The following is a 12,764-nucleotide window of genomic DNA, read 5'->3' as shown; positions in this document are numbered from 1 at the left end:
AGATGATCATTCGACGCCGCGGTCCAACCCGAAAGGGCCAAGGGCGGGGTGCGGCCCGGTCAGTCGAGTTCGAGGACCCGGGCGTGCAGCACCTGGCGCTGCTGGAGGGCCGCGCGGACCGCGCGGTGCAGGCCGTCCTCCAGGTACAGGTCGCCCTGCCACTTCACGACGTGCGCGAACAGGTCGCCGTAGAAGGTGGAGTCCTCGGCGAGGAGGGTCTCCAGGTCGAGCTGCTGCTTGGTCGTCACGAGCTGATCGAGGCGGACCGGGCGCGGTGCGACGTCCGCCCACTGCCGGGTGCTTTCCCGGCCGTGGTCGGGGTACGGCCGGCCGTTTCCGATGCGCTTGAAGATCACACGGAAAGCCTACCGGTCGAGACGTTCCGGGCGCAGCCATGGCGACGTAGTGCGACGCTGAAAAAGACATCGGAAATACGGGCAAAGGGGAACCGCGGCCCGGGGTGGGCGGGTGCGGGACCGTGCGCGCCGTCCGGTGCGGCACGGCGCGCCGGGGCGGAGGCGGCGGCCCTGCGGCCCGCCTCCGCCGTCCGGCGCCGCCGGTCAGGCGCGTTCTCGCTCCTTCTCCCGGCTCTGCCGTTGCTGGTGATCGGGCTTGGGCTCCGGCTTGGGGGTGCTGCGGGCCGCCTCGGCGCGCAGCAGGGCGCGCATCACCGCGTAGGGGTCGTGCATGGCTGTGCCTCTCCTTCTGTGCGGGGACCTGGCTGGGTGAGGGGACCGTGACCGGTCCGGTCAGCAGCGCAGGACGACACAGCGCGACGGGCGCGGGGCGTACGGGGAACGCGGCGCCGCCGGCGCGGGGCACGGCACGGCGCACGGGGGACGGGCGGCCGGGCGGCGGTGGCGGGGCGGTGCTCCGGCGGGCCGCCGGGCGGGCGGCGCGGGGCGCGGGGCGGTGTCCGGGACGTCGTACTCGACGGCCGTGCCGCCGTGCTCGCCGGCCGGCGCGGCCCGGGCCTCGGCGCCCGCGCCCGCGACGAGCAGGGCGAGCAGCAGGGCGAGCACCCGCAGCCGGGCGCTCCGGCGTATGGCGCACGGGGAAGGCGCCGCGGTGCTCACGGGACGTCACCGCCCGGGCCGCGCACGTCGGTCACCCGGCCGGCTGCGAGATCCGCCCGCTCGGCGCACGGCGGGCCCGGATCCGCAGGGCCGTGACGATCTCGACGGCGCCGACCGCGAGGAGCCAGCAGCCGGCGACCACGGTCAGGACGGCCACGGACTCCACGGGGGCGACGACCAGGACGACCCCGGCGACGGCCGTGAGCAGCCCGAGGAAGAGCTGCCAGCCGCGGGCGGGCATCGCCGGGTCGTGGGCGGCGGCCAGGGCCTGCGCGATCCCGCGGAACAGCCAGCCGATGCCGATCCACAGCCCCAGCAGCAGGATCGACTGCAGCGGGCCGCGGAAGCAGAACAGGCCCAGCAGGATCGACAGGGCGCCGCTGACGAAGGCGAGGACCCGCAGCGAGGTGGTGCGGTGGGTGCCGAAGGCGGAGGCCAGCTGGAGGACGCCGCTGAGGAGGAGGTAGAGGCCGAACAGCACCCCGGCGGCGAACAGCGAGGCGCCCGGCCACACCAGGACCAGGACCCCCAGGACCAGGGAGCAGACGCCGGTGACCAGGACGGCCTGCCAGGCGGCGCGGGACAGCAGGGTCAGGGGTCCCTGGAAGGGCGGTTCCGGCTCGCGCCCGCCCGGCGCGGCGGACGGGCCGTGGGCTCCGTACGGCCCGTGCGGGTCGGTGGGGGAGTGGTCGTACGGGTCGCGCGGGGCGGGGCCGTCGGGCGGGGCTCCCGGGACGGAGCCGCGGGGTCCGGCCGGCGCGGAGCGCGGGCCGGGGCCGTGGGCGGTGCCCGGCCGGCGGGGGGTGCCGTGCTCGGGGTCCCAGGGGGAGCCGCTGGGTGGCTCGGTCATGCTCCATGCTGGGACCGGCCGCGCGCGGCCCGCCAGCCGGGGCGGGCCACCCGGCTGACGGCTACCGCCCGGCGGCCTCCCGCCGCCCCGCGGGGCGCGTGCGGAGCGGGGCGGGGGGCGGCGCGGTCACTCCGCCCGCCAGTACCCCAGCGCGTGCATCCGCTGCCGGGGCACGCCGAGTTCCTTGCGGACGTACGACGAGAGCGTCCGGGTCGTGGCGGCGTCGCAGGCGATCCAGACGTACGGGTCGGGGGTGCTCCGCAGCAGGCCGGGCAGGGCCGACCGGACCTCGTCGGCCAGCCGGGAGCCCTGCCGCGGCACCTCGCGGACCTCGTGGCGGGCCGGGTCGGCGTGCCAGGGCAGGCCGTCCAGGGCGCCCTCGAACCAGACGGTCGCCGGGGCGGAACCCAGGGCGCCGAGCAGGGAGTTGATCGCCGGGAGGGAGGCCGGGTCGCCGACGGCGAAGACGTGCGAGGGGGCCGGGTCCGGATGGGTGAAGCCGGTGCCCTGCACGGTGGCCTCGACGGTGTCGCCGGGCCGCGCCGCGCGGGCCCAGTCGCTGGCGCACCCCTCGTGCAGGGCGAACTCCAGGGCGAAGGTGCCGGCCGCCGGGTCGGGGTCGACCAGGGTGTAGGCCCGCTGGTGGGGCCGGCCCGCGTTGTCGAACCACAGCCGGACCCACATCGTCGGGTGGACGCCGGTCGCCGCGAGCAGGCCGCCGTCGGTGAACCGCAGCCGCCGGTAGTGCGCGGTGACGTCCTCGGCCTCCGTCACGGTGCACACGAAGTCCTTCGCCCGCAGCAGCTTGAGGACCGTGCCCTCCCAACCCCGCCCCTGCCCCATGGCTTCTTCACCCTTCGCGTACGATTCCGGCACCATTGACTTAGGCGAGCCTAACCTAAAGGAAAGCAGGGCACAGGGTGGCGATCGAGATCTACCGCGATGCCTGGGGCATCCCGCATCTGCGCGCGGGCAGCGCGGCCGAACTCGCCCGCGCCCAGGGCCGCGTCACCGCCCGGGACCGGGCCTGGCAGCTGGAGGTCGAGCGGCACCGCGCCCAGGGCACCTCGGCCGCCTTCCTCGGCCGCGAGGCGCTGGCCTGGGACCGCTTCGCGCGCCGCGCCCGGCTCGACGACACGGCCCGCCGCTGCTGGGCGCGGCTGGAGAGCCGGGACCCGGAGACGGCCGACTGGGTGCGGGCGTACGTCGACGGGGTGAACGAGGGGCTGGCGGACACCACCGCCCCCGAGTTCGCCCGCACCGGCCTCGTCCCCGGCCGCTGGGAGCCCTGGAGCCCGCTCGGCGTCTGGCTCGGCACGCACATCCTCTTCGCGGGCTTCCCCGCCAAGCTCTGGCGCGAGCAGGTCGCCGCCCACCTCGGCCCGGACGCCGTCGGCCTGTTCGCCACCGACGGGCCCGGCACCTCCGGCAGCAACGGCTGGCTGGTGAGCGGGGCGCGCACCACCACCGGGCAGGCCATCGTCGCGGGCGACCCGCACCGCTTCATCGAGGACCCGGGCGTCTACCAGCAGATCCACCTGTCCTGCCCCGAGTTCGACGTCGTCGGCCTCGCCGTCCCCGGCGTCCCCGGCATCGCCCACTTCGGGCACACCGGCACGGTCGCCTGGGCCATCACCAACGCCATGGCCGACTACCAGGACCTGTACCGGGAGCGGCTGCGGCGCACCGGCGCCGGCGTGGAGGCCCTCGGCCCGGACGGCGGGTGGCACCGCGCCGCCCGGCACACCGAGGTCGTCGAGGTGGCGGGCGAGGAGCCCGTCGAGGTCGAGGTGATCGAGACCGACCGGGGGCCGGTCGTCGCCGGCGGCCCGGAGGGCCTGGACGACGGGGTGCCCGAGTCCGGCGGGCCGCCCGTCGCGATCGCCCTGCGCTACCCGCCCCGCGTCACCGGCGACCTGGGCTTCGGCGCCCTGCTGCCGCTGCTGCGCGCCCGCCGGGTCGCCGACGTGGACCGGGCCGCCGACCTGTGGGCCGAGCCCGTCAACGTGGTGCAGGCCGCCGACACCGAGGGCGGCCTGCTGCACCGGGTCGCGGGCCGGGTGCCGGTGCGCGCCGCGGCCAACCGGGTCCGGATCGTGCCCGCCTGGGAGCCCGGCCACGCGTGGCGGGGCTGGCACGAGATGCCCCGCGCCGGGCTGACCGACGGCGTCGCCGTGATGGCCAACCAGCGCGGCCCGGCCGCCCCGCTCGGCGTCGAGTTCGCCCCGCCGCACCGCGCCGAGCGCATCGCCGCCCTGCTCGCCCGCGAGGAGCGCTGGTGCGCCGCCGACATGGCCGCGATCCACACGGACACCCACCTCGCCTCGGCCGCGCCGCTGCTGGAGCTCGCCGAGGGCCTGGACGGCCTGTCCCCCGAGGCGGCCCGGCTGCGGGACCGGCTCCTGCGCTGGGACCGCCACATGGACGCCGACAGCGCCGACGCGGCCTCCTACGCGGCGGTGCGCGGCGCGGTCGTACGCCACCTGGCGGCGCAGCCCGCGTTCGCCGCGCTGGCCGTGCCGCCGGCCTACCCGGAGGTGTTCCTGCCCTGGCTGGCGCTGCTCCCGCGCGTCGGCTACGCCCTGGAACACCTGCTGACCGCCGACGAGCTGTACGGCATCGACCGCCCGGCGGCGGTCCGCGCGGGCCTGGAGGAGGCGGCCGCACGGCAGCGGGCCGCCGCCGGCACCGCGCAGGCCGGTCCCGGGGCCGGCCCGGAAGCCGCACCGGAGGCCACGTGGGGGGACACCCACCGGCTCGCCGCCTGGCGGGCGCTGCCGCCCGGCACGCCGTACGACGAACCCGGCCTGTCCGGCGACCACGACTGCGTGCTGTGCACCTCCGCCGTGCCCGGCCTCACCGACCTCGCCGCGCGCGGCCCGGCCGCCCGGTACGTCTGGGACCTGGCCCGCCGCGAGGACAGCCGCTGGGTGGTGCCCTTCGGCGCCTGCGGCGTCCCCGGCTCGCCCCACCACCGCGACCAGCTCCCCTTGTGGCTCAAGGGGGACCTCGTCCCGGTCGTCACCGACTGGGACCTGCTCGAGAAGGAGACCGATGTCTGACCCGTACGCCTCCCGCACGGCCGTCCACGAACAGGTGGTCGACGGCTTCGGCACCGTCCGCGTCCTGCCGCTGGACGCCCGGACCGACGCCCCCGTGATCCACCGCTGGGTGAGCGAGGACCGGGCCGCCTTCTGGGGCATGACCGGCCTCACCGAGGACCAGGTGGCCGAGGTCTACGCCCACATGGACACGCTCGACACCCACCACGCCTTCCTGGTGGTGCGGGATGGCGAGGCGGCGGCGCTCCTGCAGACCTACGAGCCGGACGCCGACCGCGTCGGCGAGTGCTACCCCGTCGAGCCCGGCGACATCGGCGTCCACCTGCTGCTCGCGCCCCCGGACCCGCAGGGCGCGCGGCCCGGCTGGACCTCGCGCCTGCTGGCCGCCGTCACGGCGTACGTCCTGGCCGGCCTGGACCGCCGGCGGATCGTGGTCGACCCGGACGTGCGCAACGACAAGGCGATCGCCCGTTTCCTGCGGCAGGGCTTCACGGCGGGCCCGGTCGTCGTGCTGCCCGAGATCGACCTGCCGGACGTGTACCTGCCGGAGAAGAAGGCGCAACTCGCCTTCCTCAGGCGGGAGGTAGCCTTCCCGGTGTGACTCCCGAGGAGCTCGTCGCGCACTACGGACTGGAGCCGATCCCCCGTGAGGGCGGGCGGTTCCGGCAGACCTGGGCCGGGCCGGAGCGGGCCGACGGCCGGCCCGAGGGCACGGCCGTCGTCGCCCTGCTGACCGCCGGCCCGGACGACTTCTCCGCCCTGCACCGGCTGCCCTCCGACGAGATCTGGCACTTCTACCTCGGCGACCCGCTGGAGCTGCTGCTCCTCGCCCCGGACGGCACCTCGCGGACCGCCGTGCTGGGGCCGGACGTCCTCGGCGGCCAGCACGTGCAGCTGACCGTCCCCGCCGGCACCTGGATGGGCGGGCGGGTGGCGGCGGGCGGCGCGTGGACGCTGTTCGGCTGCACGATGGCACCCGGCTTCACGTACGAGGGCTACGAGCACGGCGACGCCGCCGAGCTGACGGAGCGTCACCCCGACCGGGCGGCACGGATCAGGGAGCTGTGCCGGCCCTGAGGCGGCGGGCGCCGTGCCTCTCCGCGCGGCGCCGGGCGGGGGACGCCTCCCGCCCGCACGCGACCGCGGGACGCTGAGCGGCGGACGCCTCCCGTGCGTACGTATCCGTGAGACGGCGAGTCCGACGACGGAGACGTGACGTGAGGTGTGACCGTGCCCGCAACGCAGGCCGACGGCGTCGGCGACTTCAGGGGCTGGTGCTGCTGGGCACCGTGCTGGTCCTGTTCCTCCTCGGCGGCACCGGACCGGCGAGCGCCCACTCCGCCCTCCGGAGCACCGACCCCGGCGACCGCGCCGTCCTCCCGTCGGCCCCCCGCGCCCTCACCCTGACCTTCACCGAGTCCGTCGGCCTGCTCGACGACTCCTTCCGCGTCTACGGCCCCGACGGCCGGCGCGTGCGCACGGGCGAGCCGCGGCACGCGGACGGCCGCTCCGACACCGCCCGCGCCACCCTGCCCGCCGGGCTCGCCGAGGGCACCTTCACGGTGGCCTGGCGGGTGGTGTCGGCGGACAGCCACCCGGTCTCCGGCGCCTTCACCTTCTCCGTCGGCGCGCCGTCCCCCGCCCCGGCCGCCGTGCCCGCGGCCCCGGCCGAGCACCCCGTCACCGGCGCCCTGCACGACACGGCCCGCCTCCTCGCCTACCTCGCCGCGGCCCTGCTCATCGGCACGGCGGCGTTCGCGGCCCTGTGCCGCCCCCCGGACCCGGCCCCGCTGCGGCTGCCGCTGCTGACCGGCTGGTGGACGCTGCTGGCGACCACGGCGGCCCTGGTGCTCCTGCGCGCCCCGTACGAGGCCGGCACCGGCCCGGCCGCCGCCCTGGACCCCGCGGCCCTGGGCCGCACCCTGACCGGCCGCCCCGGCCTCGCCCTCCTGGCCCGGCTCGTCCTGCTGCTGGTGACGGCGGGCTTCCTCCTGTGCCTGGCCCGCAGGCGGACCGACCCGGCCGCGCCGCCCCGGGCCGCCCTCGCGACGGGCGGCGCCCTGGCCGTCGGCCTGGCCCTGACCTGGGCCACCGCCGAACACGCCTCCGCCGGCATCCAGGTGCCGCCGGCGATCGCGTCGTCGGTGCTGCACCTGCTGGCGATGGCGGTGTGGCTCGGCGGCTTGGTCGCCCTGCTGGCCCTCCTGCGCCGCTCCGCCCCGCCCCCGGCCACGGTCGCCCGCTTCTCCCGTGTCGCCGCCGCCGCGGTGACCGTCCTGGTCGTCACCGGCGTCTACCAGTCCTGGCGCGGCCTCGGCTCCTGGCCGGCCCTCACCGCAACGCCGTACGGCAGGATCCTGCTCCTGAAACTGGCGGCGGTGGTCGCCCTGCTGCTGGCGGCGAGCGCCTCGCGGCGGTGGACGGGCCGGGCGGTGCGGGAGGCGGCGGCGCCCGCGGTCGCGGAGACGGCGGTCGCGGAGACGGCGGTCGCGGAGACGGCGGTCGCGGAGACGTCGGACGTGGAGGCCGCGGTCGCACGGGCCCGGGTGCCGGAGCCGGTGGGGGGCCGGGGTCCACAGCCTGTGGACGGCGCGCGGGCGGGGGCGCACGGACAGCCGGCGGAAGCCCCCCGAACGCCGGACCCGCGGAAACCGGAGGACCCGCAGGACCCGAAGGACGCGGAGAACCCGAAGGACGCGGAGGTCCCGAAGGACCCCCGGAACCCCCCGGACCACGATGCACGCCACTCCCTGCGCCGCTCCCTGCGCCGCTCCGTGCTCGCCGAGGCGGCCGTCGGCGCGGTGGTGCTGGTGGCCACGACCGCGCTGACCGGCACCCCGCCGGGCCGCGCGGAGGCCGAGGCGGCCCGGGCCGCCGCGCCGTCCGGGCTGCCCGGGGCCGTCGTCGCCACGGTCCCCTTCGACGTCGGCACCCCGGGCGGCCGGGGCACGGTGCAGATCACCCTGGACCCGGGGCGCACCGGCGACAACGGCGTCCAGGCCGTGCTGCTCGGCCCCGACGGCGGACTGACCACCGTCCCCGAGCTGCGCCTGTCCTTCACGCTGCCCGCCCGCGAGATCGGCCCGATCGACGCGCGGCTCACCGACCGGGGCGGCTACTGGGCCACGAACGACCTCACCCTGCCGATGCCGGGCACCTGGACGATGAAGGCGACGGTCAGGGTGTCCGAGCTGGACCAGGTGAGTGTGACGCGGCGGGTGCGGATCGCGTAGCGGCCCCGGCGGGCTGCCCGAGCAGCCGGGCCATGGACTCGGCGGCGCGCACGGCCGCGTCGCCGCAGCAGTTGTTGAACAGGACGTGGACCTGCTCGGTCCGCTCGGCCAGCCGCCGCAGCCGGGGCACCCACTCGGCGAGTTCGTCGTCGCGGTAGCCGTACCGGAACCGGTCCTCCTTGCTGCCGGTGCCCCACGCGGTGCTGCGCCCGTGGAACCGCACGACGGACAGCCGGGCCGAGGTCACGGGCGTGACCGGCGGGATGGAGGCGGGCAGCGTCTGCACCATGTCGACGGCGACGGCGGCCATGCCGTACCGCGCGAGCACCGCGCGCGTCTCCTCGGCCCGCCCCGGCTCCCACCACGCGGGGTGCCGGAACTCCACGGAGACCGGCCACCCGTCCGTCCGCCGCGCGCAGTCGGCGAGGAACCGCTCGGCCCGCTCCCCGGGCCGGAACCACGGCGGGAACTGGAACAGCACACTGCCCAGCCGCCCGGCCCGCCGCAACGGCGCGATCCCCGCGGCGAACCGCGCCCACACCTCGTCCAGCACCCCCGGGTCCCCGGCCCGCAGCCCGGCCGGCAGCGCCGAGTCCCGCGTCGGGTGCCCGGTGAGCAGCGAGAAGGCCTTCACGTCGAACACGAACCCGTCGGGGGTCCGCTCCGCCCACAGCCGGCTGTTCCGCTCACCGGGCAGCGCGTAGTACGTCGCGTCCACCTCCACGACCGGGAACCGCTCGGCGTAGTGCCGCAGCCGCCCCTCGGCGTCCCGCCGCCCCACCGGGTACCAGCCGCTGGCCACCAGTGCCCGGTCCGTCCACGAACACGTGCCCACGAGGATGTCGCCCATGGGAAGCGGCTACCCGCGCGCGCCGGGGACCAGACCGACGGGCATCGGGGGCGCGGGCCGCGACCGGCAACGTCGAAGGGCCCCACCGCAAGCGGTGGGGCCCTTCGACAACGTGCCCGGTGAGGCACTGGCGGAGGATACGAGATTCGAACTCGTGAGGGGTTGCCCCCAACACGCTTTCCAACTGTGCGCGTGATCGTCCGGGGCCGTTCATGGGCGTTCGCGCTGCTGGTCGGAGGGGGTGCGCGTACGACAGTGGACCGTGACGTCCGTCAGCGAACTGGACAATGATCAGGACAATGACGTCAGCCCTCGGGCGTCTCTGTCGGCTGGTCGAGTTGCTGTTGGCGCTTGCGCTGGTCGTTCTTGAGGGTCTCAACGCGTTCGGTGAACTCCAGCAGAGCCGCTGCGTCGTCTGTGCTGCCCTTGTACCGGCCCACCTTCAGGTTGACGGCGTCGTACTCCTCCTCGATGGCGTCGGCCGTCTGCTGGAGGTAGAAGCTGCGCTCGCGGAACTTGAAGTAGCCGGTGAAGCCTGCCGCGAGACCAACTGAGAAGCTCGTGCCAACGGTGATCCACTTGTAGGGCGGTGGGGTTTCCGCGAGGCTCGCTGCCGTCGACGTCGCCAGCGAGCCGATGATGATGACACTTTGGAAGAGGTTGTGAACCCGCCTGTAGCGAAGTCCGTCGGAGCGGTACTGCTCGATGGCTCCTGGCACGGTCTCTCGGTAGATGTGGCGGCGGGTCTCTGTTGGCAGGTTGGTAGATACGGCGGAAAGGCGCCTTCGCTCTATGGCCAGCTCAAGGTCGATCTTCTTCGTCGCCGCGTACCCCGACGCCCACGTGTCCGAGAGGACTGTACGTATGCCGACACGCTCGGTGCTGCTCTCGCGGACGATCACACACAGGACCAAGAGGGCGACGAGAAGCGGGATGCAGGCCAGATTGACGCGGGCGAGGTCGACGCGGCCCCATGCCGCGATGTTCCCGATGAAGAGGAGTAACAGCAGTGCGGGTGCGGAGGAATAGGTCGAAACCAACAAGAACCGCTTAAGGCGGGCTTTACGGATCTCATGCCGAAGATCGAGGATCTTCCTGTCGTGGTCGAGGAGTCTCTCGATCGCCCTTTCGGCTGCTGGCTGTGTCATGGCCCCCCACTACGACTCCGCATTGATCGCGCGAACCGATCATAGGAGCGCTTGAGTTGTGAAGGGGCATTTTGGGAGATCGATGCTGGGCTAGACCGGTTCGTCGTCCGGTACCGGGAGCAGCAGGGCGAGCGCTTCAGTGGTGTTCGGTGGCGCATCCCACTTGTTGCGGCGAGCCCGTACCGCGTGGCTCGGTCGTGAGTCGCAGCGCTGCGACCCGCAGGGCACCACACGACTTCAGCGCCGCCGAGCCGGGCCCGCGCGGCCATTGCTGCACCCATGCTGCCGGGGTGCAGCACCCCGACGGGGGTCATCAGACCAACCCGCGGATGTCACATACCTCGGCAGGCACGCCGGCCAACTGTCCGCGTGACCCTGCCGGGACGTCCGTGGGGGTTCACGTGGCAGGTCAGGTGGGGTGCACGCACGTCGGCGAACGGTGGCGGCCGTCGGCGCACTGGACGAAGACCAGGACAAACAGCGCTGTTGCCGAGGTCGCACCTCACGTGTGGGGGACGACGCCGACGACGTGGGCATCGCGTGCCCGGACTGTGTTTCCTACCCTCAGGTGTCGTTCTCGGATCTTCTTGCCTGTTGACGGAGCTGTGACGCGGCTGTCTTCATCGCGCGCTCATTAACGGCACGCCGCAACTTGTAAATAGCGTCCGGGACAAGGGGTGTTGAGCGGCGGAGATCGTACAAACTCTCTTGCCAGACGAGCAGATCGTTCCCATCGATCGATTCGCCGGTGGCGCGCATTCGACTCTCGATTGAACGAGTCAGATCGCCTCGATCGCGTGCCGCACGTCGAATCCCGAAGATATATCGAAGGACATCAAGGAATGATGGCAAGACCGGAAGTAGGACACCGACTAGGAACGTAGTGAGTGATAGCCTCACCCAAACGCTTGCTGTGATTAGCGCCAATACCCAAAATACGGTTACCGTCGTCCAGGTGATCGCCGTGGAACGCAAGAGCCTATCCGAATACGCCGCGTTGGCCCGCTGCGAGATAGCCACTGTGATGACCCCTGGGGTGCTCGCATCGATCGGATACCAGTCCAGGAGCTTTTCATCATCAGCGATACGCCTGAGTTCCGAATCGGGACCAGCGACGACAGCGATCTCCTCCATCGCTGGCAGGGTTGACCTTTCGACGCTGCCCGGCATCCCGAAAACGTAAAAGTCAAACTGCTCTTGGACTGCTGCGGCCCTGGCGACCGTAGTGGACTGAGCATTGATCAGGACGCTCTGCCCCAAAAAGAGCCACAGTCCTGCAATCGCCCCGGAGACAACGGCAAGGTCCGGCAATACCACGGAAACGACGGGCGCGCCGAGTCCGATAACCAGCATGCCGAACCAGCGAAGTGCCAGCCACCTCTTTGCTTGAGAATAAAGTCGGCGTTGCGCAATGAGTAGCCGCAGCGCATCGGTTTCGTTTTGGCGAGCAGCCATATGTGTGCTAGACGGCGGTTCGTAGTCTGCCTGAGGGGCTGGGCTCATGTGGGCAACCGTCTCTCGTTGCGTCTGTGCGGATTGATCTATCGGTTGAAAAGCAACTTGAGCTGTTCGATAGCCTTCTCGTTGTCGCCGCTGTGGTAGAAGTCTTTGGCCTTTCGTGCGCGAGTGACGGCGGTGTTAAGTTTCGACAGCGCGTCTTGACGATTCGATTCCGAAGAGCATGAGCCGAATCGTGACCCCAGTCCTGTCGGGTCGTTCATCGCTGCAAGACCAGCATCATGCATCTTGCTGAGCGTGAGATATAGGTCCCAGAGCGCGGAATATGTTGTCTCGCCATCGAGATGCTTGGCCGAACGCATCTCCAGATAGCAAGAGGACACTGGTACGTTACGCAGATACTTCCAAATTTTGAGCTGACGGGCGAGCCGTTTAGCAGCCCCATTGTGCTTCTTGTTGATGTCGTTTACGTACTGGTTGTGATCCTTCGGGTATGTTTTCATCCATCCATCCGAAGGATTGGCGATCCAGTAGCCGGAGGTGTCCGGGTAAGCAGGTACGACTTCCACGTGCCCGTCTGAAAATCTGCATACCACCGCTGGGCGACGAATTACAATAGTCGTTGACGGGAAGCGGTCCTGAAGAGTGTCCTTCACTCTGTTTAGCATCGTCCAAGGGGAGCCTGGCTGAATTCCCTTGAGTGATGCCAAAAAATCTGCGTCACTGTACTGCCATACGCCAGTTCCGTGCCGGAGGGAACCAATTTCGAACATCTCGCGCAGACCCAAATAAGCGTCAAGGCGCGTTTCGATAGAGCCGCGGTGGCGCCGTGCTGCATCGAACTGCGTTGCAGTTGGCGTGTAGAGACTGGTCAAATCGTCCAGCCATGTCATAGCCGACTGTCCCACGATGCCCCCCACTGTTCCGTGTGACACGAGCGTCACTACAGGTGATCAGAGTGAACTCACGATAGCGGCAAACACTGACATTGGAAGGGGTGCGTGAAAGCCCGCAGTTGGGGACCGTGCCGGACACCGGTGATCCGGGGTACGGGACATGGGAAGCTGGGGACGATGAGGTGCTGTCA

The 12,764-nt window shown here is 72.4% G+C and carries 13 protein-coding genes; 4 read left to right on the top strand and 9 right to left on the bottom strand.

Annotated elements, in window-relative coordinates; all coding sequences use genetic code 11:
• Positions 1-59 precede the first annotated feature (59 nt).
• From ACIF8T_RS06025 to ACIF8T_RS06005, 5 genes are all read right to left on the bottom strand, one after another.
• Positions 60-356 (bottom strand): type II toxin-antitoxin system VapB family antitoxin, encoded by a 297-nt coding sequence (locus ACIF8T_RS06025; protein WP_004943146.1) that lies wholly within the window; start codon positions 354-356, stop codon positions 60-62.
• Between the two features lie 204 nt (positions 357-560).
• On the bottom strand, positions 561-689 hold the full coding sequence (locus tag ACIF8T_RS06020) for a hypothetical protein (RefSeq protein ID WP_400031657.1): 129 nt from the start codon (positions 687-689) through the stop codon (positions 561-563).
• A gap of 60 nt (positions 690-749) precedes the next feature.
• On the bottom strand, positions 750-1,076 hold the full coding sequence (locus ACIF8T_RS06015; protein WP_400031655.1) for a hypothetical protein: 327 nt from the start codon (positions 1,074-1,076) through the stop codon (positions 750-752).
• Positions 1,077-1,107: 31 nt separating this feature from the next.
• A complete protein-coding gene (locus ACIF8T_RS06010; protein WP_400031653.1) occupies positions 1,108-1,926 on the bottom strand; it encodes a DUF308 domain-containing protein in 819 nt (272 codons plus the stop codon).
• A gap of 126 nt (positions 1,927-2,052) precedes the next feature.
• Positions 2,053-2,769: a siderophore-interacting protein gene (locus ACIF8T_RS06005; RefSeq protein ID WP_400031651.1), complete on the bottom strand. Its 717-nt coding sequence runs from the start codon at positions 2,767-2,769 to the stop codon at positions 2,053-2,055.
• A gap of 77 nt (positions 2,770-2,846) precedes the next feature.
• On the opposite strand from ACIF8T_RS06005, the gene ACIF8T_RS06000 reads away from it, so the two are divergent.
• From ACIF8T_RS06000 to ACIF8T_RS05985, 4 genes are all read left to right on the top strand, one after another.
• Positions 2,847-4,988 (top strand): penicillin acylase family protein, encoded by a 2,142-nt coding sequence (locus tag ACIF8T_RS06000; protein WP_400031649.1) that lies wholly within the window; start codon positions 2,847-2,849, stop codon positions 4,986-4,988.
• Positions 4,981-5,589, top strand: coding sequence for a GNAT family N-acetyltransferase (locus ACIF8T_RS05995; protein ID WP_400031647.1), 609 nt, complete (start codon positions 4,981-4,983; stop codon positions 5,587-5,589). The genes ACIF8T_RS06000 and ACIF8T_RS05995 overlap by 8 nt, the downstream gene beginning before the upstream one ends.
• Positions 5,586-6,065: a cupin domain-containing protein gene (locus ACIF8T_RS05990; RefSeq protein ID WP_400031645.1), complete on the top strand. Its 480-nt coding sequence runs from the start codon at positions 5,586-5,588 to the stop codon at positions 6,063-6,065. Before ACIF8T_RS05995 ends, ACIF8T_RS05990 begins: the two co-directional genes overlap by 4 nt.
• A 197-nt stretch (positions 6,066-6,262) precedes the next feature.
• Complete coding sequence (locus tag ACIF8T_RS05985; RefSeq protein ID WP_400031643.1) at positions 6,263-8,221, top strand: copper resistance protein CopC; 1,959 nt, start codon at positions 6,263-6,265, stop codon at positions 8,219-8,221.
• On the opposite strand, the gene ACIF8T_RS05980 is transcribed toward ACIF8T_RS05985, so the two are convergent.
• From ACIF8T_RS05980 to ACIF8T_RS05965, 4 genes are all read right to left on the bottom strand, one after another.
• Positions 8,166-9,071, bottom strand: a complete 906-nt coding sequence (locus tag ACIF8T_RS05980) for a DUF72 domain-containing protein (protein WP_400031641.1) — start codon at positions 9,069-9,071, stop codon at positions 8,166-8,168. The genes ACIF8T_RS05985 and ACIF8T_RS05980 overlap by 56 nt on opposite strands.
• Before the next feature lie 305 nt (positions 9,072-9,376).
• Positions 9,377-10,219: an SLATT domain-containing protein gene (locus ACIF8T_RS05975; RefSeq protein WP_400031639.1), complete on the bottom strand. Its 843-nt coding sequence runs from the start codon at positions 10,217-10,219 to the stop codon at positions 9,377-9,379.
• Positions 10,220-10,783: 564 nt separating this feature from the next.
• Positions 10,784-11,722, bottom strand: coding sequence for an S-4TM family putative pore-forming effector (locus ACIF8T_RS05970; protein ID WP_400031637.1), 939 nt, complete (start codon positions 11,720-11,722; stop codon positions 10,784-10,786).
• Between the two features lie 38 nt (positions 11,723-11,760).
• On the bottom strand, positions 11,761-12,570 hold the full coding sequence (locus ACIF8T_RS05965; protein WP_400031635.1) for a nucleotidyltransferase: 810 nt from the start codon (positions 12,568-12,570) through the stop codon (positions 11,761-11,763).
• Positions 12,571-12,764: the final 194 nt, after the last annotated feature.

The organism is Streptomyces sp. NPDC085946 (genome assembly GCF_044540485.1).
Classification (GTDB): domain Bacteria; phylum Actinomycetota; class Actinomycetes; order Streptomycetales; family Streptomycetaceae; genus Streptomyces.
The sequence above is the reverse complement of the archived record's forward strand: the minus strand, read 5'-3'. Positions and strand labels throughout refer to the sequence as shown.

Excerpts from the sequence above, each read along its gene's own strand:
- ACIF8T_RS06020 (WP_400031657.1), bottom strand. The coding sequence starts at position 689 with ATGCACGACCCCTACGCGGTGATGCGCGCCCTGCTGCGCGCCGAGGCG.
- ACIF8T_RS06010 (WP_400031653.1), bottom strand. The coding sequence starts at position 1,926 with ATGACCGAGCCACCCAGCGGCTCCCCCTGGGACCCCGAGCACGGCACC.
- ACIF8T_RS06005 (WP_400031651.1), bottom strand. The coding sequence starts at position 2,769 with ATGGGGCAGGGGCGGGGTTGGGAGGGCACGGTCCTCAAGCTGCTGCGG.
- ACIF8T_RS05995 (WP_400031647.1), top strand. The coding sequence starts at position 4,981 with ATGTCTGACCCGTACGCCTCCCGCACGGCCGTCCACGAACAGGTGGTC.
- ACIF8T_RS05980 (WP_400031641.1), bottom strand. The coding sequence starts at position 9,071 with ATGGGCGACATCCTCGTGGGCACGTGTTCGTGGACGGACCGGGCACTG.
- ACIF8T_RS05975 (WP_400031639.1), bottom strand. The coding sequence starts at position 10,219 with ATGACACAGCCAGCAGCCGAAAGGGCGATCGAGAGACTCCTCGACCAC.
- ACIF8T_RS05970 (WP_400031637.1), bottom strand. The coding sequence starts at position 11,722 with ATGAGCCCAGCCCCTCAGGCAGACTACGAACCGCCGTCTAGCACACAT.
- ACIF8T_RS05965 (WP_400031635.1), bottom strand. The coding sequence starts at position 12,570 with ATGACATGGCTGGACGATTTGACCAGTCTCTACACGCCAACTGCAACG.